The following is a 22336-nucleotide window of genomic DNA, read 5'->3' as shown; positions in this document are numbered from 1 at the left end:
GTTGAAGTCATAAAATTAATTATAAACAGAATGAGCTTAGTTACAATTAAACTTTCTACAATTGTATTGCTTGTTTTGATTTTAATTACTGTAATGCTTATAATAAATAATTAAATCAGCAATGAATTTGAATTATAAAGCCTTCTTTAAAAACTCATTTCAAATGTTTGACTAAACACACCGGCAAAAAGTTTGTTAGAATGCAGCTTTGCCTTTTGATCGTAAATATGAGATGTAGCCATAATTTCATTAACACCATATTTTGAGATAAAGCCTTCCAAATTTTCATGTATCGTTTCGGCACTGCCTATAAAAGAATAATATAGCATTTGCTCAACAGCTTCTTTTTCTAACTGGTCCCAATGTGCATTCATGTTTGCTACAGGAGGTTTCAGCATTTCTCTCCTTCCGGTTATTACGCCTAAGAACATTCTTTTAACAGAGCTTGACAATACTTCAGCTTCTGCATCCGTATCGGCAGCTACAACATTTACACAAGCCATTACATAAGGTTCTTGTAAGTAAATAGATGGCTTAAAATTGTTACGATAAATAGAAATTGCCTGTTCAAAATATGCCGGTGCAAAATGACTTGCAAAAGCATAAGGTAAACCTTTTTCGGCAGCAAGCCTTGCACTATCGGTACTTGAACCCAAAATCCATATTGGTACATCTAGCCCCTCTCCTGGAATAGCACGAACATTTGATGTACGGTTTCCGGCAGAAAATAATTGCTGTAATTTTTCTACATCTCTAGGAAAATTATGCGCAGCATTAAAATTTTCTCCTCTTATCGCCATTGCAGTAACCTGATCTGTGCCAGGTGCTCTGCCTAAACCTAAATCTATTCGGTTCGGATACAATGAAGCCAATGTACCAAACTGCTCGGCAACGATTAATGGCGCATGGTTCGGCAACATAATACCACCAGAACCAACACGTATGGTTTTTGTGCCTCCAGCAATAAAACCGATAAGCACTGAAGGTGCCGAACTTGCAACTCCAGCCATGTTATGGTGCTCTGCAAACCAATATCGCTTATAACCCAAAACTTCAGATTGTTGTGCAATTTCCAAACTGGTTTTAAAAGTATCGGATGGTGTGTGTCCATCTAAAACAGTAGCAAGATCGAGAACGGAATATGGTATATTTTTTAAGTTGCTAACAGGCATAACAATGTGTTAATTAAAAACTAAAGCACAAAAATATCCTTTAAAAATTCAATCGAAGCTTATATGGTAACAAATGACGGTTAGGAAACAGTTGGAAGGAAATATTACCCAATTGTTGTTGCTCATTTCATCCAAAGCACAAATATTTTTCAATAAAAGTTTTTCGGTTTATCATTTCTAGGTAAGGGAAATCGCCTGAAAGTTGTTTTCTAATTCGCATTTTATAAAGAAAATACCCACCCAAATCGACTATTATTGGCGCTTTGGCAGAAAACCAAACGGCATGTGGTTTTTTCCAACAGAAATGATAAAAGTTAGAGGATATGGCTACGCATTTTATTTCAGGATGATAAAAGTTTAAAACTTTGGGTTTTATAAATCCAGCTAAAACGTCAGCTTTGCGAACCATAGATAAATGGTCGCTGTTGCAAAATTCGTAGTCAACTAATTTTAAATCATCAGGATGCGGCAAGTTCTTTAATATTTTGAAACCTTTAAATTTTTTGCCATTAAGTATCCAAATCATATTTGGATAAAAGGCTTCTCTGCTTTGCATTTCTGCTAAACTAATAGGTGAATTTTGGAATTCTATTGCAGTTAGGCAGGGCGTAAAAACATCTGCCCTATGCAGCTCCCCTGTTTTTTCACAACAAAAACTTTTTTCCCGGTAACTTTCCGGGAAAGCCTTTTTCCAGTTTCTATGCCAAATGCTTTCTTTATGGTATTTTTCTGGTACCCAAAGCGGAGGTAAATTTAATTCAGCTTGCTGCGAGATTAAGCTATCGTTTATAATATGTTGATTTTCGCCACTAATCATTTCCTTTAAAAATGTTCACAACGTTGGTTTTCCATTTTATGTAGCCCAGATTACCGCAAGTATTGGCAACGAAATTTTCAACATCCTGTGGCACATCGTTAACAACGCGAAACCTGATGGTATATTTCGGGTTATAGCTAATATACACCACTAAATCATCGTTACGCTGTCCAACGGCGAGCATTGGCTGTAAATGGATATCCTGCAACTCAGCCGCGGCCCGTTTTAAACGTTCATTCATGATTCTGGAAAGTGAAACATCAGGAACAAAATCAGTTTCTGTAATAGCAAGTACCGTAACCGTCATAAAAATATATTCAAATTAATCCTTCACACACAACAAAAAGAGCTAATTGTTTGTTGAAACAAACGCAAAATTATACTAATATTTTTAGCATGCAAATATTTGAAACAGAATTTTAAAGCGGTAAAGGTAAATGACTGTTGATTAGCAAAATAAAATTTAACATATCACTATTTCTATTTTATGGGAAATCTTTAAAATAATTAAGTATTACATGCAATACAGACTTTCTGCAACGATAAAGTGTAATGTACGAGTTGTTGAATACTTACCTAGCTGTAAAAAGAATCCAATTTTATATATTCAGGCTTTAAAGCTATATTTCCATATCTATTTATTAATTACTACAAAATAAAATCTGCACTTTACGTTAAATTATTAAGCTATAATGAAATCTTCACTAAAAATTATTTTCTTATTAATGCTTCTTAATTCTGGTTTATTTGCTCAAAGCACCCTAAAACCACCAATAGAAACGGGTGTATCTTTTTCTTTGGCAAAGTCACGCAAAGCGATTATCGATAATATCTTTTACAAATTCAATTTTAATATCCCTGCTGATAAAGGGTCAGAAATTGTAGCTGCTGAGGAAATTAATTTTGAGTTAAAAGATTTGCCATCAATACTCCAATTAGACTTTAAACAGGATGCTAGGAACATAAAAAGTATTTCAGTTAATGGAAAAGTAATTTTAGTGAACCTTCAGAATGAACACTTACTTTTTGATAAAAAAAATCTTTTAAAGGGTTTAAATAAAATCGAAATACAATTTATTGCAGGTAATGAATCGCTAAATCGAAATACCGATTATCTGTATGCGCTTTTTGTTCCAGATCATGCCAGAACAGTTTTTCCATGTTTCGATCAACCAGATCTTAAAGCAATATTCGAACTTACTTTAACCGTGCCGAAAGATTGGAAAGTTTTAGCCAACGGAATAAAAAAAGATTCTGTTGTTAGTGCCACAAATACAACTTATCATTTCGCTAATTCAAATAAATTATCAACTTATCTTTTCTCTTTTGCAGCTGGTAAATTCAATACACTAAAAAAAAAATTAGGCAACCGTTCTATGGAATTTCTTCATCGCGAAACGGATACAAAAAAGATAAGTCTTAGTGTGGATTCGGTTTTTATCGCACATAAAGATGCCATCGATTTTTTAGAAAAATGGACCAGCATTCCCTTCCCTTTTCAAAAAGTAGGTTTCATGGCCATTCCAGATTTTCAGTTTGGTGGAATGGAGCATCCAGGTGAAGTGCAATACAAATCTTCGGCTTTATTTTTGGATGAAGGCGCAACTCGCGACCAATTTATTTCCCGCTCAAATTTAATCTCACACGAAACCGCTCACATGTGGTTTGGAGATTTGGTAACTATGAAATGGTTTAACGACGTTTGGATGAAAGAAGTTTTTGCCAATTTTATGGCTGATAAGGTGACTGAGAAATTGATGGGAAAAAATACTTTCGATCTTAAATTCCTTCTAGACCACTACCCTGCTGCATACAGTATTGATAGAACCGAAGGCTCAAATCCGATTCGGCAACAGTTGGATAATTTACAGGATGCAGGCTCCATGTATGGCAATATTATTTACCACAAAGCTCCAATTATGATGAAGCAATTGGAACAACTTATGGGAAAAGAAAACTTTCAAAAAGGAATTCGTGAATATTTAAAAAAGTTTGGATACAGCAATGCCGATTGGAACGATTTAATTGCCATTTTAAGCAAATACACTGAAACAGATTTATATCAATGGAATAAGGTTTGGGTAAATCAACCTGGCAGACCGGTATTTGAATCTAAAATTAGCTATAGCGGAAATAAAATTAGCAATTTCAGCATCTCTCAAAAACCAGAAAGAGGGAATCCAAGAGTGTGGCCGCAAGCATTTAGCGTTAAACTATTCTACCCAAATCATAATAAAACCATATCCGTTAACATTAAGAATGCTTCTACAGTTTTAAACGAAGCCAAAAATTTAGAAAAGCCTGAATTTATTTTGTTTAACGCAGATGGTGCAGGTTACGGATTATTTCCGATAGAGCAATTGATGTTGGAAAGTGTTTTTCTATTAGAAAATCCTTTGGAACGAGCTTCTGCCTATATAAATGCTTATGAAAATACACTTGCAGGCAAATATTTAAACGCTGAAGAACTTTTACTATTACTAACCAAAGGTTTAACCATAGAAAAGAATGAAATGAACTTAAGGCTAATAACAGGTTACATCAGCAGTTTATACTGGACTTTTACAACACCAAAAAATCGTTTAGCAATGGCTCCAAATCTTGAAAAAGCATTATGGCAATCAATTGAGCAGCAAACCAGGGCAAATAATAAGAAAATCCTTTTCAGTACGTATCAAAACATCTATTTAACTACCGAAGCAGCAAATAATATTTACACCATTTGGCAAAATCAAAATCCGCCAGCAGGCATAAAATTAATTGATGATGATTACACAGGACTCGCATTATCAATCGCCTTGAAATCTGATACAGCAAAAAATGTTTTAAAACAACAACTGCAAAGAATTACAAATATCGATCGTAAAAACCGTTTGGTATTTTTAATGCCCGCACTTTCTTCCGTTCAGGCAGAAAGAGATAGCTTTTTCTATAGTTTGAGAGAAAGAAAAAACCGTCAGAAAGAAGCTTTTGTAACAACAGCACTTTCTTACCTGCATCATCCGCTAAGGCAAACTAAATCCATTAAATATTTGCCCGAAAGCCTTACACTTTTAACGGAGATACAGAAAACAGGAGATATATTTTTCCCTCAATCATGGCTATCAGCAATATTTGGCAACTATCAAACACCAGAAGCTGAAAAAGTTGTTACAGATTTTTTAAATAATCATCCTAATTATAATCCAAAACTGAAAGATAAAATTTTGCAATCAACAGATAATCTTTTTCGGGCGAAAGAGATTATTAAAAACAACAATTAAAAAATTCAGTATTATAAGTTAAAATTGATTAATTTAATAATGCTGAAATAAATATTATTTAATATGGAATTCATTTTTATAGACTCCTATGAAAAATAAAACAGATAAAAACATAGAGCCTGTTTAAATTAATATTGTGAAAATGTTGTAGCTTATTTTTTGAGCGAAACAAGGCAAATGTTGCAGAGATAGCCAGCCTATCTTGAAATATTTAACGATGTTGCAGCCGAAAAGAAGCATAAACAAATTATTAGATAAATTTTAAACAGGCTCATATTTAAACGAAGAAAATTACTTATGGTTGGAGCAGCAGGTGGAAAAAGTCAAATTGAAGCTATTGGAGGATTTAAGCCAGATGTGTTGGTAACCATCTAAATATCTGAATGGGAAACTGCAGAATATGTTAGAGATGCAAGAAACAGCGGAAAAAAAACTTTCGTTAATTGCACTTGGTCACATTGCCAGCGAAAAATGGGGAGCTAAATTTATGGCCGATTGGCTTGAAAATAAATTTCCTGAAATTAAAGTTAATTTATTAAAAACAGGCTAGTCATTATCCATTATTTAGGCACTGTAAATAACATACATCATGCTTTATCTGCTTATAGATATAAATTACTCAAATGAATCAGTTACTTTATTCAAATGCTCTAAAAGACCCTTTAATAAAAATTCCCTTTTTTGCATTAAATCAGGTATATTTTCTTGAACAATTTGCGAATTAGTAGTTTCTTTAAATCGCTTCGACGGTTGTATATAGCTCGAAAAATCCAATGTATTCATCATTTTTTATTTATATAATGAAAAAGACAAGTTGTATTTGATTTTGTTTGATAAAATTTCGTTACAAACAAACAGAAAGAAAGATACATTCATTTTTTTTTAGAGACTGAAAAAGAAGCACTTATATTTTTACAAGAAAAAGGTGTCATTAATAAAGAAAGAAGCTTTTATTTTTGCCTTATGGCAAATCAAAACATAAGCAAGTTATTGCAAAACAAAATAGAATTTTTAAAAGCAGAAGTAGAAAATGCAAAAGCAGATCTTCAGCAATGGCAAACTATAGAAGAAGAATATAACCAACATCCAGAAAAGTTTGAACTATTGGCCGGTTTACTTACGGGAGAAAATTCAGAAGCAAAAAAATCTAAAAAGAAAGTTTAATACAAACTTTAAAAATATAGAACTGAATATTAACACATAGAACTTGTTGCATAAATGCTCCATTAAATATTTTAACAACAAAATAAATACAACTTAAATGAATATATTCGCCTTATCGGATTATATTCATCACTGATTAGATATCACTACAAGCCAATAAATTAGGTTTGATAGTCATACTGAAAAAATAATTAAGCAGTAATTAAATGAAAAGTGTTGTTGAGATTATTGAAAGCGGATTACTTGAACTTTACGTGCTAAATCTTTTGGAAGTAGACGAAATATGCGAAGTTGAAAAACTGCGCTTAATTTACCCTGAAATCAAAGAAGAAATAGATAAAATCGAAATCTTTTTGGAAAAACATGCGATGGAAAACTCTTTACTAACGAGTTCTGAAATTGATAGAAAAATGGATTCTCTATTTTTTGAAATTAATAAACAGTTAAACCTTGATTTAAAAAATCTTCCGTTAATTGAAGCAAACTCTAATTATAAAATTTGGTTAAATTCTTTGAAAGAATTGATGCCAAAAGATCTCATTCAAGATAAATTCACCCATCTGTTAACCTCCTCTGAGAAAACGATGCAAATGCTGGTTATATCAGAAATTGATATTGAGGAAGAAATACATGAAAATGAGTTAGAAAGTTTTTTAATTCTCGAAGGAACATGCGTTTGTACAATCGATAACGAGGAATTTAATATGTTTCCGGGTGATTTTATGGCAATTCCTTTGCACAAACCGCATACAGTAAAAATTACTTCGCCAAGGGTAACTGCTATTCTGCAGCATCTAACGGTTTGAAATAATTGGCTATTTAAATCTTTAATATATACATAATTGTATTTTCTATTAAGTTATTAAATGAGTTAAAAGCCTACAGATACAACCAAAAAAAAAATTAGTGTAAGTGATCTGTCAACTGCACGTAAACTGACAAATCATACGCAATAATTTATGAAATGTCATTTTGGAAATCGGATAACGCAAAACGTATTTCAACGCCCTATATTGCGTTATAATCCGCTCAAAATTTCTAACTGAATGAACATCCCACTTTTATCCTTAAGCATCTGTTTGCTATTATTTGAGCCACCAAAAAGTGCAGTAATAAAAGAAAAAGATTTATTTAGTAATCCAAACAAAATCACCGCTTCATGGCTCGGTTTTCTTCAATCTGGAAAGGAAGGAAAATACATTAGCAATGTACCAATGTTAATTTACAACGACCTAAAGCTAGGTTCAGCTAAAATTATTTGTATACCTAAATCTCCTGATGAATGGAACGCAAAATTTAGAGGAAAAAGCAAACTACAGAAAGCATCCATCACAAAAACTTTATTATCTGGAATAATAAATCGCCAAATTGGTGAAAAATATTTTAAGATTTACGCTTTATTTCAATTGTTGAATAATAAGAAATATGGTACAGTAAAAAACTCTACACAGGCGTTTCCTTCAACAGTTCAAATTTATTTAAATAAAGGTGATACCTGGAGGAAAATAGATCAGAAAAAGGTTTTGAATGTTCTTGAATGGCAAAGGCTCCAATACCATCTAGCATCAGTATCGATAAATAAATCCTGAGATTTAGCTTTAGGAGGGTAAGTTTTGAATACTTAAGAAAAAGAAGAAAATAATTTATTAAAGCCTTGTTATAAATCTTTTAATTTATGTTCTACTTTTTTAATAAGTTTTTCTTTACCGATTTTATAAGTTTGAGGATTTGAGAGGTCTTCTATAATTACATCTAATTTCTCATCAGGCTCATCTTCCGCCAGATACTTGAAATCTCTAACAACCTGATAAGAATTCATATCTCCAAAACCACGTAATTCTTTTACCTTCTTTAAAAAGTCTTTTAGATCGGATTTGCGTTGTTCCATAAACACAAAACTAAAAAAATTACTTACTAATCATACAACTTTAATGCAAATTTTGTTCACATTTCACATTTTTTAACAAAAAATGGGACCCAAGCAAGAAAAAATCAACTAATATTCTCTAAAGCTATTGTTTTTATAACCAAAGACTTACGTTAATTCAATAATTCATTATTCATTGGAAGTCCTTTACAAAAATTATCTGCATTAGAAAATGTAACTGCTGCAATTTGAGACATTGCTTCCTTTGTAAAAAAACCCTGGTGGGCAGTAATTAATACATTTGGAAACGAAATTAACCTCGAAATAAGATCATCCTGTATAATGTTGGCAGATAAATCCTTAAAGAAAAGTTTACTTTCCTGCTCATAAACATCAAGTCCAAGATAACCTAGCTGACCGGATTTTAATGCATCAATTACATCAGCCGTTGCAATTAAACCACCTCTGCTGGTATTGATAAGCATTGCGCCTTTTTTAAAGAGTTTTAAAGTTATTGCATTAATCATATGGAAGGTATCTTCGTTTAAAGGACAATGCAATGAAACGATTTCTGCATCATTTAACACATCTTTTAAGTTTTCATATTTTAAGCCTTCCGATTGAAGTTCTGCATCAGGTGAGGGATCGAAAGCTGAAACCTGGCAACCAAATCCCTTTAGAATCCGATAAAAAGCTTTGCCAATATTTCCAGTACCTATCAAGGCAACCTTACACCCAAGCATGTTAAATCCCATTAGGTTTTCCAATGAAAAGTTTCCTTCACGAACCCGGTTATAAGCTTTGTGTATTTTGCGATTTAATGTTAATATCATTGCCATAGCATGTTCTGCCACAGCTTCTGGCGAATATGCAGGAACGTGAAGTACTTTAATTCCAAGTTCTCCTGCCACCTCCAGATTAACATTATTAAAACCTGCACAACGAAGCAATATTAACTTTATACCATTTTCAGCTAGTTTTGGTAATATTTCAGCGTCTGCTTTATCATTCACAAAAATACACAGCGCATCGAATCCTTTTGTAAGTAAAACATTTTGCAGGTTGAGGGTTTCCGTAAAATAAGATAATTCATGCCCTGTATTTAAAAGTTCAAGAAAATCTTTATCGTAAGAACAAGTACTGAATACAGCAATTTTCATAAAAATATGGTTTTCTCCTAATGTAATCATATTAAGCCGTAGGCAGGAGGAATTGATTACACTAACTTAAACAGTGCTTAAAAAAAGAGCGAGCAACTGCTAAATAGCATTCACCCGAAATTAATAAAATATAAAATTATGCTACCCAGTTAAAAACTAAACTGCTGCTGCCTTCTCCATCTGTATTTAAAAAACATATTTTTAGTGGTGTAGAGAAATCGACAAATACATTAACTTTAGGCAATAAACTCTCGGCAAATTCTACAGGAGGAATATCATCCTGTAAATGAACAAACACCAAATCTTCTGATTTAAAGCTTACACGCTCGATTTTACCCGGCCATTCCAGATCCATCTTTCTTAAAAAAGATCTTATCTTTTGCTTTTCAATTATTGCTTTCATATTGGAGAACTTAGATAAAATAAAAATAGCAACAAAGTTTTTTGCGTTAAGCATGGCATTAACGATTGTTAGAAAAAACAAGTTGACAAAAGTCATTACCTTAAGTGAAAATAAAAAAGCCTATCGTAACAAAACGATAGGCTAAATGGCGTGGGGTTAGTGCACAAAACAATCAATTACTCAAAAGATCATGAAAATGTTTTGATTCCTGTAATCCACAATTTTAAATTAGATTAACGAATAAAGAGATGTATTAGTTACGCTTTAATTCTCCCTAACTCATTATAAAAAGGTTAAGGAAAAAGTCGCTTAATACGATAGCAAGCTATCCTCTATTACGTTTTTCCAGATTTCAAAAGTATCTTATTGATTTGTTAATTGCAAATTAATTTAAGAGGGTATATAGTTAAACATTTATTTATATTTATTGTTAAACATAATCATTTAAATAACCATGGTTAAAAATTTCCCATTCTACATTAAGGCGCCGATTATACTTTTAGGCCTTGTTATAATTGTATTTATACTGAATGTACTTCGGGATGTACTGGTTCCGCTTGCATTTGCAACACTTATTGCAATCTTACTAAATCCATTAGCCAACCGCCTCGGTAGAAAAATGCCAAAGGTTTTGAGCATACTACTAACCATGATAATAGCAGTATTAATTCTGTTCGGACTAATGTATTTTCTTTCTTCACAAATCGCACATTTCTTCGATAACCTTGATCAAATGAAACAAAAGTTTTCAGAATTGCTGATTATTGGACAAAAATGGCTTCATGAAACATTTGGCATAACCACTCAAAAGCAGGTAGAAATACTTAATGATGCCGCTAAAGGTAGCAAAGCGATGATTGGACAAACTTTAAGTGGCGTACTTGGGGTATTAAGTGTTATATTTTTAATTCCTGTTTATACTTTTCTAATCATGTTTTATAAAACCTTAATACTGAATTTCCTGTATGAGGTTTTTTCTGAAGAAAACCAGAAAAAGGTTGGTGAAATTTTATCAGAGACCAAATCTGCAATCCAAAGTTACATCATTGGCTTGTTGATTGAAACGTCAATAGTTGCCGTTATGAATTCATGTGCACTATTAATTTTAGGTGTACAAAATGCAATTTTAATTGGTGTAATTGGAGCTATTTTAAATCTGCTACCATACATCGGGGGAATTATTGCAATATTACTTCCTGTACTTATGGCCACTTTAACAACAGATGGTTTTACCACACAGCTGCTTATTGTTGGCGCTTATGCATTGATACAATTTATTGATAATAACATTCTTGTACCGCGAATTGTGTCTTCTAAAGTGCAAATAAATGCGTTAATATCCATCGTTATTGTGCTCTTGGGCGCTGCGCTTTGGGGCGTTCCAGGTATGTTTTTATCCATTCCGTTTATTGCAGTATTAAAGATAATTTTTGATCGAATTGAAGGGTTAAAACCTTGGGGTAAGCTACTTGGAGATACTATACCAACTGAGCACATGGGGCAAATTAAACGCCTAAGAAGAAAAAAACCTGCTCTTTCTGAAAAAAATTAGCACACAGTTATATAAATTTAAGGGTTTGATACAAGATATATTTGTTTACTTAAGCATCTTTATAATATGCGCTACAATTATTCCATTCATTCGGCATGATTTCTGGATTTTCAGGGTTTTCGAATACCCGAGAATCCAAAAATTGATTTTGAATGGTGCACTTTTATTTTGTTTAACGTTTTTTTTAAACCCGGAAAAGCTATCAGATATACTAGTTTTTATTGCACTGTTGCTTAATTTAGTTTACCTCATTTACCTAGTACTTCCTTTTACTCCATTAGGAAGAAAGCAGATTGTGAGCAGTAAATTACCGACAGATTCTAACAGCCTTAAACTGCTCATTGCTAATGTTTACCAGGAAAACAAAAAATCGGATGATTATCACAAATTAATTTCAAGTTGTAATCCAGATGTAATATTGCTGGTAGAAACTAATATTTGGTGGCAAAAACAAATGGATTCGCTCGAAGGTCAGTACCCTTATCAGATAAAAATCCCATTAGAAAACACCTATGGAATGCTATTATATTCTAAACTTGAATTTAATGGCGGAACTGTAAAATATTTAGTGGAGCAAGATATTCCATCAATAGAAACAGAAGTTAAGTTAAAATCAGGCCAAATGGTTAAACTTTTCTGCCTTCACCCGCAGCCTCCTGTACCTCAAGAAAACCCAAGATCTACCGAGCGTGATAAGGAAATATTGTTGGTAGCTAAAAAAGCAAAAAACAGCAAGCTTCCTGTTGTTGTAATGGGCGATTTAAATGATGTGGCATGGAGTTATACAACTGAACTTTTTGGCAAAATAAGTGGTTTGCTCGATCCAAGACGTGGAAGAGGTTTTTTTAATAGCTTCAACGCTAAATATTTCTTCCTTCGCTTTCCACTCGATCATATTTTCTGTTCACCGGATTTTTCTTTAAATTCTATACAAAGATTAAAAAGTTGTGGTTCAGATCATTTTCCGATGTGTGTTAACTTGCATTATAATCCTCAAATAGAAAAGCTTAATAATGTTTCGGAAGCATCTGAAGAAGATATTCAATTTGCAGCAGAAAAAATAAATGCGACTACTTAATAAAAAGGATAAACTAATAGCCTTTCTAAGAATATAGCGGAAAGCGGTGGATTCGATCCCCCCCGACATATTACAGTCAACAGTTTTCAAGACTTCCACATTCGTCCACTTTACCCGCTTTCCATCGGCAAAAGTAAAAGCTGAACCTTAATTACCAAATTAACTAATGCAATTTTCCTTCACATCATTCTAACTAAAAGATGTTCGGATATAAAAAATACTAGCGCTAATATTCCTTTAAACTAAAGTAACTTTTTTAATAGTTTCATTATAATATTTCGATAAATCGTTTTAGTAAAGTAATTTAAACTTTTATAAACCAACAAATAAAATCGTTATGAGCAAGCTAATCAATAACCCATTTTTATTAGTAGTGTTTTTCATGATAATAATTTTCAATATGGATACATTCGCTCAAAAACTTTCTGTTAATAATTTAACGGTAGAGCATCAAATAAATCCACTCAGTGTCGATAATTCCCACTTACGGTTTAGTTGGAAAATCAACTCCGATTTGCAAAATACAATGCAAACCAGCTATGAAATTAGAATTAGCAATAATCCTTTAATTACAGATAGAAATTCAGTAAAAATTGCTAAAAAAAATGACCATTCTGTGCTTACAGCTTATGAAGGTCCGGCCCTTTTGTCTAAAACTAAATATTATTGGCAAGTTAAAGTAAAAGATAATCATGGAAACACCTCTCCTTGGTCAGCAATTCAGTATTTTCAAACAGGCTTGGGTGTGGCAGATTGGACCGCGAAGTGGATTTGCACCCCAAATCAGGATACTTCTTTAATTAGCCCTCTGTTTAGAAAAGAGTTTAACCTCAATAAAAAAATTAAGTCGGCAATGATATACATTACTGCTAAAGGTTTATATGAAGCAAATATTAATGGTAAGCGGTTGGGGAATGAATATCTATCACCCGGCTGGACAAGTTATAAAAATCATCTTCAATATCAGGTTTATGATATTACTGGCTCAATAAAAAATGGGGCAAATGCGATTGGCATTTCACTCGGGGATGGCTGGTACAAAGGTAGAATAGGATTTGATAATCAGAATAAATTTTACGGAGATACCAGAGCGTTATTACTACAGCTCGAAATTGAGTATACAGATGGGGAAAAAGAAATTATTAGTTCGGATGAAAGCTGGAAAAGCAATAATGGACCTATTTTGGCATCGAGTATTTATGATGGAGAAACTTACGATGCAAGGCTCGAACTGCCAGGATGGACAACTGCTGGTTATCAGGAAAATAGCTCGTGGAAAGCAGTAAGAATTTTAGATAAAGGAACTGAAAAACTAATTGGCATGAGCGGACCTGCAGTAAAAAAACATGAGGAATTTAAAGCGATAAAAATTATTAAAACACCCAAAGACGAAACCATTATCGATTTTGGACAAAACCTTGTTGGTTGGGTAATATTGAAAGCAAAAGGACGATCGGGCACTAAAATTACAATAAGCCATAGCGAGGTTTTGGATAAAGCAGGTAATTTTTACACAAGTAATTTACGCAGTGCCAAACAGCAAAATAATTATATTTTGAAAGGTAGCGATGAGCAGGTTTTTGAACCACATTTTACCTTTCAGGGATTTAGATATATAAAGGTAGAAGGTTATCCGGGAACAATTAATTTAGAAAACTTTAAAGCCGTTGCGATTTACTCGGATATGAAAGTAACAGGGAAGTTTAGCACCTCTAATCCACTTTTAAATCAGCTACAGCATAATATTGAATGGGGACAAAAAGGCAATTTTGTTGATGTACCTACTGATTGCCCGCAACGGGATGAGCGATTGGGCTGGACAGGTGATGCACAGGCATTTTCAAAAACTGCGGCTTACAACATGGACGTTTCTGGTTTTTTTACAAAATGGCTGAAGGATGTAAAAGCAGATCAGTTACCCAATGGAAGTATACCTTATGTAGTGCCTAATGTACTTAATGAAGGTGCTAATGGTTCTGCCGGCTGGGCAGATGTTGCAACGATAATACCCTGGGACATGTATGTTTTATATGGTGATAAAGGTATTTTAGAAGCACAATATGAAAGTATGAAAAAATGGGTTGATTATGTTTCATCAGTTGCAAAAAATGATTTATGGAATAGCGGCTTCCATTTTGGAGATTGGCTTTTCTATCGCCCCGATGATGATAACGATGGCCGTGCAGCAGTTACAGATAAGTATATGATTGCACAAACTTTTTACTCACATTCTGTACAACTGCTAATAAATTCAGCGAAGGTTTTAAATAAAAATGAAGATGCTAAATTATACGAGGCATTGCAAGAACGCATTAAAACAGCTTACTTAAAAGAATATATGACACCAAACGGAAAACTTGTTTCTAATACGCAAACTGCTTATGTACTTGCGCTACAATTTGATATGCTTCCTCAAAATTTAAGGCTGCAGGCTGCAGAAAGATTGGTTCAAAACGTAAAAAGTTATGGCAACCACCTTACAACAGGCTTTTTAGGAACGCCTTATTTATGCCATGTGCTAAGCCGTTTTGGGTTCGAAAATATAGCTTATGATTTGCTAATGCAAGAAAAATATCCTTCATGGCTATATCCGGTTAAAATGGGTGCAACAACCATTTGGGAGCGATGGGATGGTATAAAACCAGATGGTAGTTTTCAAACACCTAATATGAATTCTTACAATCATTATGCTTATGGCGCAATTGGCGATTGGATGTATAAAAACATAGCAGGAATTAATGTAGTTGCAGAACAGCCGGGATATAAGGCCATCATAATTTCACCTAAGCCCGGCGGTGGATTAACTAGCGCAGATGCTGAACTTGAAACAAGTTATGGAAAAATAAAATCATCATGGACGTTAAACAATGGCATTTTTAAACTTGATATAACTATTCCATCAAATACAAGTGCTACTATCCTACTTCCAAAAAACAATAAAAAAGAAATGGTTGGTTCTGGTAATTATTATTTTGAATATAAATATGAAAATTTGGCTAATTGATGCATTAAAAATTATACCGAAAAATGATATTACTGAGCTTCAGGAAACTAAACGAAAGTTATAAAGCAAATCTGTAATATGCCTTGCTTTTTACTAAATTTGAATTATGACGATAGAAGAAGTAAATAAACTTGAAGAATTTTTTAAGAACGCCGAAAAACAGGCCACTCCTATCTACCTAAATCAGGCAACGATAATTAATAATTACGAACATTTTTTAGAAAGCCATTTCACACCACTAAAAATTGATCCAACTAGTCGCGTTAACCAACCGCTTATTTGGCGTTTAAAAGCTTTAAAGCTAATCGTAGAAGCAAACGCTTAGAATATAAAACGTAAATGCTGCCATCGGATGCTACCAATGGCAACAATTCAAATCTCAGTTTAGCGGTAGTGTCCTGCAACCCAATGTCTGCCGCCATAAGGACCAACATTGTAATGTCCAGGTACCCAATGTGCCTTCGGTGCTCTTGTTCTAACTACACATCCAGTAAAATTAATTGCCATTATAAATAATAGCATAACATAAACTATTCTTTTCATAACCTAAATGTTTTAATTAAACAATAAATCAAGTTTTATACTTTGTGTATTAATTTGACCAGATTAAACACCGAAAGTTTAATATCTATTCTAAATCGGGCAGAACGCACAAAAGAAAATCTATTTTTTTTAAAAAATATTAAAGTAATCTCTCTATTCATTCGTCTACCTCAAAAAACTCAATTCCTGCAATATGATTTCCAGAAATTAAAAACTGAACTTATGATATCCGTATTTAAAACAAATGTGCATTCAGAAATAGATTTGAATCAACTTATATCAAATTTAAATCATCAGGTTCCCGATTTAAGCTGGAACATAGACCTTTCAGATTGTGATAAAATTTTAAGAATTGATTCATCTGAAGATGTTAACGATATTGTTGTTTCCTTATTAAACCGGCTTGGATTTAATTGTATTGTTCTGGAGGTATTTTATACAGCGCCAATTTAAGAGGCTTTCTTATCAACATAAACACCTGGATAAAGCAAAACCCGCAGCTCAGTTAAGTTAATATCAGTTTGAACAACATATAAATTTGAAATTCTGTTGGAAATTCTTCTTTAAACATAAATTAGATACTGATTCCTATTTTAAGCTTAGAAATAGATTCCATTTTCCGAAACTATTTTTAAAATTCTATGTTGTCTAATTTATGCTTATAAAAGAATATATATACATCCCATTTAATAAAACGGCACTTAACTATCTTAATGCAATGGAAGTCATTTCTGTTAACATGTTTGATGTTGAAACCCATCTCAGTTCAGATCATAAATCGCTTAAAATCAAATCTGATAATTTAAATTTAGTATCGATTATCATTAACCCGGTATATGCAATTATTACTAAAATGACAGAAAATGATTTAGCAAAAGAAATTTATGATGCCCTAACCATTAAAACAAAAAGTTTCTGTGGTTAATTTTATGTTTAATCATTTCACACCTATTCATACAAAAATACTAATTGATTTTTTAACATAAATTCATTAGGAACAAAAACAAGAGCGTTAATTTTTTCAATTCCTTACAAGTAAAATGGCTATTAATTATTTTATGTTTACAGATGATTAGAAATTAATTATAAACCATCATAAACAAAATCACGGTGAATTGTTTCAAAATTGTTGAGAGCGAGAGCGTTAACCTTCTTGATATGGTTTATTTCGTTTTCTAGAAAATCCAGTTCTGCCGGCAAGCTAAAAAGGCCTAAAATATCCTTTACTTCTTTCTCAAACTGACCACAAAGCATTCTCATCTTATCTATGGCATCCCCATTAGATAATAAATAAATTGGGCCGTCAAATCCCTTTTTCAAAGCTTTAGCACCCATCCCACCATAAGTCCAAACCTCGCGGGAGCAAAACATAAACAGCAAATTCTCAAAAGAAGAAAGCAAAGCCGTGTGCCTGATGAGATAAGTTATAGTAGCTTCGCTCCTGCTGCCCACATCAGTTCGCCAAAACTGGTCAAACTCATTCCTTAGCTGCTCCGCTATATTTACCTGTACCTGTAATACCAAAAAAAAATCCTCTGCCTTATTCATCTTTCTAATTAAATCTGCGAATTAGAGAGCGCATTTAGATGAAAAAATTACAAAACCAAACATTAATTACTGCATGTTAAAAATCAAATTTAGAAAGCATTTTGTACAAATATTACAGCGATTACATAGAACGGTTGTTTTGCGTTATAAACAGGTGGTTTTTCGTTATGATATGAAAATTTATAGCATCAAAATAGCTGTTTAGATTCCGGTTTTGCTGCAATAGGTATAAAGCCTGATAAATCGAATCTTTCAACAATTTTTATTGAAATATAAAATTTGGTTTATGGATAATAACAATCCGATTAGCATTTATCAACATAAACTTTAATAATCAAAGCTTCAAAATTACAAGTCCGGATGCTTTTAGTAGCTATAGTTTTTAAATTCGTTATAAAGGCTTCGGTTTTCGTTACGAAAAGGTGTAATTTCGTGATGAAATTAATCTTCCACTAAATAATTAAATGATAAGATGTATTGCCATAGATGATCAATTGACTTCTCTAGAAGGACTGGAAAAGTATATCTTGGAAACTCCAAATATGAGGCTTGTTAAATCTTTTACCGATCCGGTATTGGCTTTAAAGGAATTATCTAGGGAAGAGCCTGTAGATCTTATATTTATGGATATAAATATGCCGCAAATTTCGGGTATTGAGCTTGCACAAGCACTAAAGGGGAAATCAAAAAAGCTAATATTTACTTCTGCGCATAAAGAATATGCCTTCGAAGCGTATGAAGCTGAAGGCGATGCTTTCTTGCCAAAGCCATATAGCTACGCTAAATTCTTAGTTACAGTTAATCGTCTTTTTGCAGATCAGAACGAAGCTTTTGAAAATAGTTTGGAGCAAACAGACAGTTTTCTGGTAAAAAATAAGGAAGAAGATTACCGTGCAATTATGATAAAATATACAGATATTATTGCATTTGAAAGCTTTCATAATTACGTTAAAATTCATACAGATAAAAAAGTAATCATAGCATATTTAAGTTTGAAAGATGTAAGAGAACAGTTAAACATAAGCAAACAATTTGCTCAGTTCCACAGAGCTTATATTATTTCAATACCACATATCCTGCACATAGAAGGGCAAAGAATTACACTTTCAAATCATATAAGTTTTACCGTAGGCAATGTTTATCTTAATGAGTTTAAAGAATTTTTTAATGAAAGAGTTATAATAAGCAGCCGCAAAAAATAGCAGCTGCTTGCATTGCGCTATTTTACAAAACCAGGTACACTAGATGTGGACGTTAAAGTTGCTCCTGTACTGGTAGGGTCAGTTTTAAATAAACTGATTAGTGATTTTTTTTTGAATGTAAAAACTGTTCTTTTGATAAGCTTGTTAGTCTTCATAATTTTCTTTTTTTTCGAAAAGTAGAAGCAAATCGCAGCTGAAGAATTATAGTTTACACAGATGGTATAATTTTCTTTATGGATAGTTTAATTGGGAAAATTCCCACGTTAAAAAAAATGCTCAAAAATTACCAGGTACATATAATCGCCTGGACGGCTTTCATATTTTGGGAGTCGGTTATTATTGGATTAATTTATGGCAGATTTGGAAATTTCAGTAATTATGCAATCCATTACGCTGTAAATATTTGTATTTTTTATCTGCATGCTTATGTGCTGCAACAAGGATTCAAAAACCCTAAGCAAGCTTTTTGGAAGTTGCCGCTATTCATTATTTCTGAAACGGTGGTTTATGTGAGTTTTATCTATGGCATGGATTCCTTGCTCATAAAATATACACAAGTAATTAGCCACGCCATTGGCAATCCTTTTCAACAAGTTTTAACAGTATTGTGGAGATGCTTATTTTTTATATTTTTTGGAACAGGCTATTATTTCCTAATCCGTTTTCTTAGCATCAAATTAGAGAAAGAAAGGGTTGATAAGCAACGTTTCAAAATACTTCTCGAAAAGGAGAAAATGGAAAAAGAACTGGCACTTTCCAAAAATGCCTTTTTAAAAGCGCAAATTAATCCACATCTATTATTTAATACATTAGAGTTTGTATACCAAAGATTTAAGTACCATTCGCCAAAAGATGCAGAAGCAATACTACACCTAGCAGATATAATGCGTTATGCAGCTTCAACAGAAGATACTGGCGAATTTATAAGCCTGGCAGAAGAAATCCAGCAATGCGAAAACTTAATTCTTTTATACAAATTAACAAATACGAATACCTATATTAATTTAGCATATGCCACAGACATTAATAAAATAAAGATTATACCACTTATCCTTATTACGGTATTAGAAAATATGTTTAAACATGGTAATCTAACCAGCCCGGCCAATAGTGCGAGTCTTGATATTTTTGTAAATAAAAACGAGCTCATTATATCAAGCCGAAACAAAACTAGTTTAACTAAACCTAATTATGGTCTTAACGCTGGCTTAAACAACATTAAAAATCGATTGGCTTTTACTTACGGCAACAATTCATCTTTAGAATATTTTACGGATGAGGATAATTTTTTTACACTCACAATAACTATTAGTTGCAAAGTACTAAGCTACAATGGGAGCTCAAACCTTGTTTCAGCCAATTAAGCTCAAATTAAACTACCTTTTGAGCAAGTTATATCACCATACTAATTCTGTCTTGTAAAGTAATGTAATTAAATAAAGCCAATAGCCTAGCTGCTCAAAAAGAAATTTTAAAGCAATATCGATACTAAATAACTATTCAAAAATACATTAAGAATCTCTTAAAATATTTTTAAAGAGATTCTTAATATATGTTACCAAAGTCGAAATCAGGTCTTCTTATTTCAGTTCTACTTCTGCTAAAACCAGGAAATTATCAGATGGAAATTTACCAAAAAAGTATCTGTTAAAATACCCCCATCTGCTTGCAGTAAATTGCTTACTCATAAAGATATGTCAATAACGGATTGACCTTTAGCTGTTCTAAAACCGTTCGAAGATGAATTATTTGCGTATGGAAATTTAACTCGGCTATTAACATCAGCCAATACTTCTGATGTAGCAATAGTTTTGTACCATTAGCAATCTCTACCACCATTCAAATCTCTCGTAAATAAAACACCTGTCATCCCAACCTTTCCCTGGCAAATCTGTTGTCTCAGATAACCAGAAATCACCACTTTTCAGCAATCTAAATTTATCTTTTTTGAAGAAGATTGCAGAGGGTTCTCCCCCATCTTTTCCATCATCGCGTCCTTTGCCACATCTTGCAAATCTTGGCACACCAGTGGCGCACAAGAGTCACGTTTGCATTTGCGTTCAAACTAAAATCATTACAAATAATCGATTTCAATCAATACTTCCACACAATTTAAGCCTAACCAATTTCTTCATTTCCATTAAACCACCGCTTAAAGGCAACCGCATTTCTTTGACTTACATAATATGACATACCCTCAAAAGGATCTTTCATATTTAGTTTTAGCGTATTCGAATCACTAGGCACATAATCGTTAATGCAAAGTCGATGTACAATTAACGACCTATTTACTAAAAAATAATCTGATGATGGAAGTGATGCTAAAGCCTCTTTTAGCGATTTATAGGTACCAAGTTTCTCGCCATCAAATTTTAAATCAAAACAAACCCGATTCACACTATAAATTATAGCGGGCATTGATGTATCTATGATGTTTTTCCCACCCGTACGATACTTATTCGATAAATTTTTCCGAGATAAAATTTTTAATTCATATAAATTAACAACAATAGAATACAAATTTAAAATAGCAACAAAGCAGATAATTACAGTAAAATCATATCTAAAATAGCTTGTATCTGTAATAGAAATATGATTCGCTTTAAAATATATCATGGCTAAAATGGCTGCCAATGCAACAGCAATAATCCCACAAACCAAAATCTGCATAATAAGCCGTTTTCTGGTTTTCGTTCGCCAAGAGTAATTGGCATCTAAATTTTGGTTACAATAATGAATGAATTCGCAGATAATAGTGGTGATTAAAAAGCTCGAACCTAATGCAGGATAATAATAACTCAACTGGAGCAACTCAAAAATATTTTCACGTTCACCAAAGGAAACCATAAAATGACCAATAACTAAACATATAACCAAGCGGATATAAAAATTAGGATAGGGCCCATTTCCCAATTCAACTGATGAAATCTTTTGCATAGGCATCAAAAACTTTACTAAAATTAAAATAATTCTTTAATACAATGGAAAACATTCAATACAGGTTCAGAAAATATCACTCGTTATAAATGTTTGTATCGTTGGTTAGAAAAGGCCTCCTGAAAGGAAACATTAGCAATTAACCCATAATAAGTTTGTGGTTATGTCCGCTTTTGGGCAATTAACCTTAATAACTTTATTATGCAAAAATTTCCATTATCAGCAAATGGCTTTGAAGGTCTTCAAGCCGAACTGTACAAAAAAACAGATTTACAATTGGCAGAAACTGCTAAGCAAATTAACTTCGATTTCATCGATTGGATGAATAACCATTTCGAACTTAATGAACAGCAAATCAATCACCTTAAATCGCTAAATCCAAACCTAATCAACCAACTTTCCACTCAAACCGCTATCGCAATTCGGGAAAGATTATCGATTCAACTCCTTAAACCAGAAATTAAACCTGTTGTTGGTTACGGTAGTAAATTAATTAGATCTGTAAGCAAAGTATATGAACTTGCATCTTATCACGATAAATATGAAGCAGAAGGTGTACTAGTCATAGAGATTAGCTACTAATTAATTTATCAATTCCCTGGAAAATTATTTAATGAATTAGCGAA

At 32.8% G+C, this 22336-nt stretch carries 24 protein-coding genes; 14 read left to right on the top strand and 10 right to left on the bottom strand.

All coding sequences use genetic code 11. The features are described from left to right. Positions 1–146: 146 nt before the first annotated feature. From IEV50_RS18400 to IEV50_RS18390, 3 genes are all read right to left on the bottom strand, one after another. On the bottom strand, positions 147–1172 hold the full coding sequence (locus IEV50_RS18400) for an LLM class flavin-dependent oxidoreductase (protein ID WP_188417172.1): 1026 nt from the start codon (positions 1170–1172) through the stop codon (positions 147–149). Between the two features lie 127 nt (positions 1173–1299). After that, on the bottom strand, positions 1300–1989 hold the full coding sequence (locus tag IEV50_RS18395; RefSeq protein WP_229746797.1) for a competence protein CoiA family protein: 690 nt from the start codon (positions 1987–1989) through the stop codon (positions 1300–1302). After that, positions 1982–2296, bottom strand: coding sequence for a hypothetical protein (locus tag IEV50_RS18390; RefSeq protein WP_188417170.1), 315 nt, complete (start codon positions 2294–2296; stop codon positions 1982–1984). Before IEV50_RS18390 ends, IEV50_RS18395 begins: the two co-directional genes overlap by 8 nt. Before the next feature lie 385 nt (positions 2297–2681). On the opposite strand from IEV50_RS18390, the gene IEV50_RS18385 reads away from it, so the two are divergent. The 5 genes from IEV50_RS18385 to IEV50_RS18365 all read left to right on the top strand — a co-directional run bounded on the left by IEV50_RS18385 (position 2682) and on the right by IEV50_RS18365 (position 8005). Further along, positions 2682–5252 carry a M1 family aminopeptidase gene (locus IEV50_RS18385; RefSeq protein ID WP_188417168.1) on the top strand — a complete coding sequence of 857 codons (2571 nt, stop codon included), beginning with the start codon at positions 2682–2684 and terminating at the stop codon, positions 5250–5252. A 400-nt stretch (positions 5253–5652) separates the two neighbouring features. Further along, the gene (locus tag IEV50_RS18380) at positions 5653–5802 is read left to right on the top strand and encodes a hypothetical protein (protein WP_188417166.1); all 150 of its coding nucleotides are present in this window, start codon (positions 5653–5655) and stop codon (positions 5800–5802) included. Positions 5803–6215: 413 nt separating this feature from the next. Continuing rightward, positions 6216–6416 carry a hypothetical protein gene (locus tag IEV50_RS18375; protein ID WP_188417165.1) on the top strand — a complete coding sequence of 67 codons (201 nt, stop codon included), beginning with the start codon at positions 6216–6218 and terminating at the stop codon, positions 6414–6416. A gap of 206 nt (positions 6417–6622) precedes the next feature. Then, positions 6623–7222 carry a cupin domain-containing protein gene (locus tag IEV50_RS18370; protein ID WP_188417163.1) on the top strand — a complete coding sequence of 200 codons (600 nt, stop codon included), beginning with the start codon at positions 6623–6625 and terminating at the stop codon, positions 7220–7222. Positions 7223–7462: 240 nt separating this feature from the next. Next, positions 7463–8005, top strand: a complete 543-nt coding sequence (locus IEV50_RS18365) for a hypothetical protein (RefSeq protein ID WP_188417161.1) — start codon at positions 7463–7465, stop codon at positions 8003–8005. Between the two features lie 68 nt (positions 8006–8073). Here IEV50_RS18365 and IEV50_RS18360 read toward each other — a convergent pair whose 3' ends face one another. The 3 genes from IEV50_RS18360 to IEV50_RS18350 all read right to left on the bottom strand — a co-directional run bounded on the left by IEV50_RS18360 (position 8074) and on the right by IEV50_RS18350 (position 9846). Beyond that, positions 8074–8304, bottom strand: coding sequence for a hypothetical protein (locus IEV50_RS18360; protein ID WP_188417159.1), 231 nt, complete (start codon positions 8302–8304; stop codon positions 8074–8076). A 152-nt stretch (positions 8305–8456) separates the two neighbouring features. Continuing rightward, positions 8457–9473: a 2-hydroxyacid dehydrogenase gene (locus tag IEV50_RS18355; RefSeq protein WP_229746796.1), complete on the bottom strand. Its 1017-nt coding sequence runs from the start codon at positions 9471–9473 to the stop codon at positions 8457–8459. Positions 9474–9579: 106 nt separating this feature from the next. Continuing rightward, positions 9580–9846 carry a hypothetical protein gene (locus IEV50_RS18350; protein ID WP_188417157.1) on the bottom strand — a complete coding sequence of 89 codons (267 nt, stop codon included), beginning with the start codon at positions 9844–9846 and terminating at the stop codon, positions 9580–9582. Between the two features lie 454 nt (positions 9847–10300). Here IEV50_RS18350 and IEV50_RS18345 point away from each other — a divergent pair, with 454 nt between their 5' ends. From IEV50_RS18345 to IEV50_RS18330, 4 genes are all read left to right on the top strand, one after another. Next, the gene (locus tag IEV50_RS18345) at positions 10301–11398 is read left to right on the top strand and encodes an AI-2E family transporter (protein WP_188417155.1); all 1098 of its coding nucleotides are present in this window, start codon (positions 10301–10303) and stop codon (positions 11396–11398) included. Positions 11399–11693: 295 nt separating this feature from the next. After that, a complete protein-coding gene (locus IEV50_RS18340) occupies positions 11694–12476 on the top strand; it encodes an endonuclease/exonuclease/phosphatase family protein (RefSeq protein ID WP_229746795.1) in 783 nt (260 codons plus the stop codon). Between the two features lie 337 nt (positions 12477–12813). Next, positions 12814–15480: a family 78 glycoside hydrolase catalytic domain gene (locus tag IEV50_RS18335; protein ID WP_188417151.1), complete on the top strand. Its 2667-nt coding sequence runs from the start codon at positions 12814–12816 to the stop codon at positions 15478–15480. 106 nt (positions 15481–15586) lie between these two features. Next, on the top strand, positions 15587–15805 hold the full coding sequence (locus IEV50_RS18330) for a DUF6965 family protein (protein WP_188417149.1): 219 nt from the start codon (positions 15587–15589) through the stop codon (positions 15803–15805). Positions 15806–15864: 59 nt separating this feature from the next. Here the strand turns inward: IEV50_RS18330 and IEV50_RS18325 are convergent, their stop codons facing one another. Continuing rightward, on the bottom strand, positions 15865–16023 hold the full coding sequence (locus IEV50_RS18325; protein WP_188417236.1) for a hypothetical protein: 159 nt from the start codon (positions 16021–16023) through the stop codon (positions 15865–15867). Between the two features lie 222 nt (positions 16024–16245). Between IEV50_RS18325 and IEV50_RS18320 the strand changes: the two genes are divergently transcribed. Continuing rightward, positions 16246–16476, top strand: a complete 231-nt coding sequence (locus tag IEV50_RS18320; protein ID WP_188417147.1) for a hypothetical protein — start codon at positions 16246–16248, stop codon at positions 16474–16476. A gap of 202 nt (positions 16477–16678) precedes the next feature. Beyond that, entirely contained in the window at positions 16679–16948 is a 270-nt protein-coding gene (locus tag IEV50_RS18315; protein ID WP_188417145.1) for a hypothetical protein, read from the top strand. A gap of 158 nt (positions 16949–17106) precedes the next feature. Here the strand turns inward: IEV50_RS18315 and IEV50_RS18310 are convergent, their stop codons facing one another. Further along, on the bottom strand, positions 17107–17571 hold the full coding sequence (locus IEV50_RS18310) for a hypothetical protein (protein WP_188417143.1): 465 nt from the start codon (positions 17569–17571) through the stop codon (positions 17107–17109). 464 nt (positions 17572–18035) lie between these two features. On the opposite strand from IEV50_RS18310, the gene IEV50_RS18305 reads away from it, so the two are divergent. Both IEV50_RS18305 and IEV50_RS18300 read left to right on the top strand, forming a co-directional pair. After that, on the top strand, positions 18036–18773 hold the full coding sequence (locus IEV50_RS18305; protein WP_188417141.1) for a LytR/AlgR family response regulator transcription factor: 738 nt from the start codon (positions 18036–18038) through the stop codon (positions 18771–18773). A gap of 272 nt (positions 18774–19045) precedes the next feature. Then, positions 19046–20137: a histidine kinase gene (locus IEV50_RS18300; RefSeq protein ID WP_188417139.1), complete on the top strand. Its 1092-nt coding sequence runs from the start codon at positions 19046–19048 to the stop codon at positions 20135–20137. A gap of 465 nt (positions 20138–20602) precedes the next feature. Here the strand turns inward: IEV50_RS18300 and IEV50_RS18295 are convergent, their stop codons facing one another. Together IEV50_RS18295 and IEV50_RS18290 are read right to left on the bottom strand one after the other, a co-directional pair. After that, positions 20603–20797: an exonuclease/endonuclease/phosphatase family protein gene (locus tag IEV50_RS18295; RefSeq protein WP_229746794.1), complete on the bottom strand. Its 195-nt coding sequence runs from the start codon at positions 20795–20797 to the stop codon at positions 20603–20605. A 94-nt stretch (positions 20798–20891) separates the two neighbouring features. Next, positions 20892–21710: a LytTR family DNA-binding domain-containing protein gene (locus IEV50_RS18290; RefSeq protein WP_188417137.1), complete on the bottom strand. Its 819-nt coding sequence runs from the start codon at positions 21708–21710 to the stop codon at positions 20892–20894. A gap of 201 nt (positions 21711–21911) precedes the next feature. Here IEV50_RS18290 and IEV50_RS18285 point away from each other — a divergent pair, with 201 nt between their 5' ends. Beyond that, positions 21912–22292, top strand: coding sequence for a hypothetical protein (locus IEV50_RS18285; protein WP_188417135.1), 381 nt, complete (start codon positions 21912–21914; stop codon positions 22290–22292). Positions 22293–22336 lie beyond the last annotated feature (44 nt).

The sequence above is a fragment of the Pedobacter mendelii genome, from assembly GCF_014635725.1.
Classification (GTDB): domain Bacteria; phylum Bacteroidota; class Bacteroidia; order Sphingobacteriales; family Sphingobacteriaceae; genus Pedobacter; species Pedobacter mendelii.
This window is presented reverse-complemented; position numbering and strand designations above follow the sequence as displayed.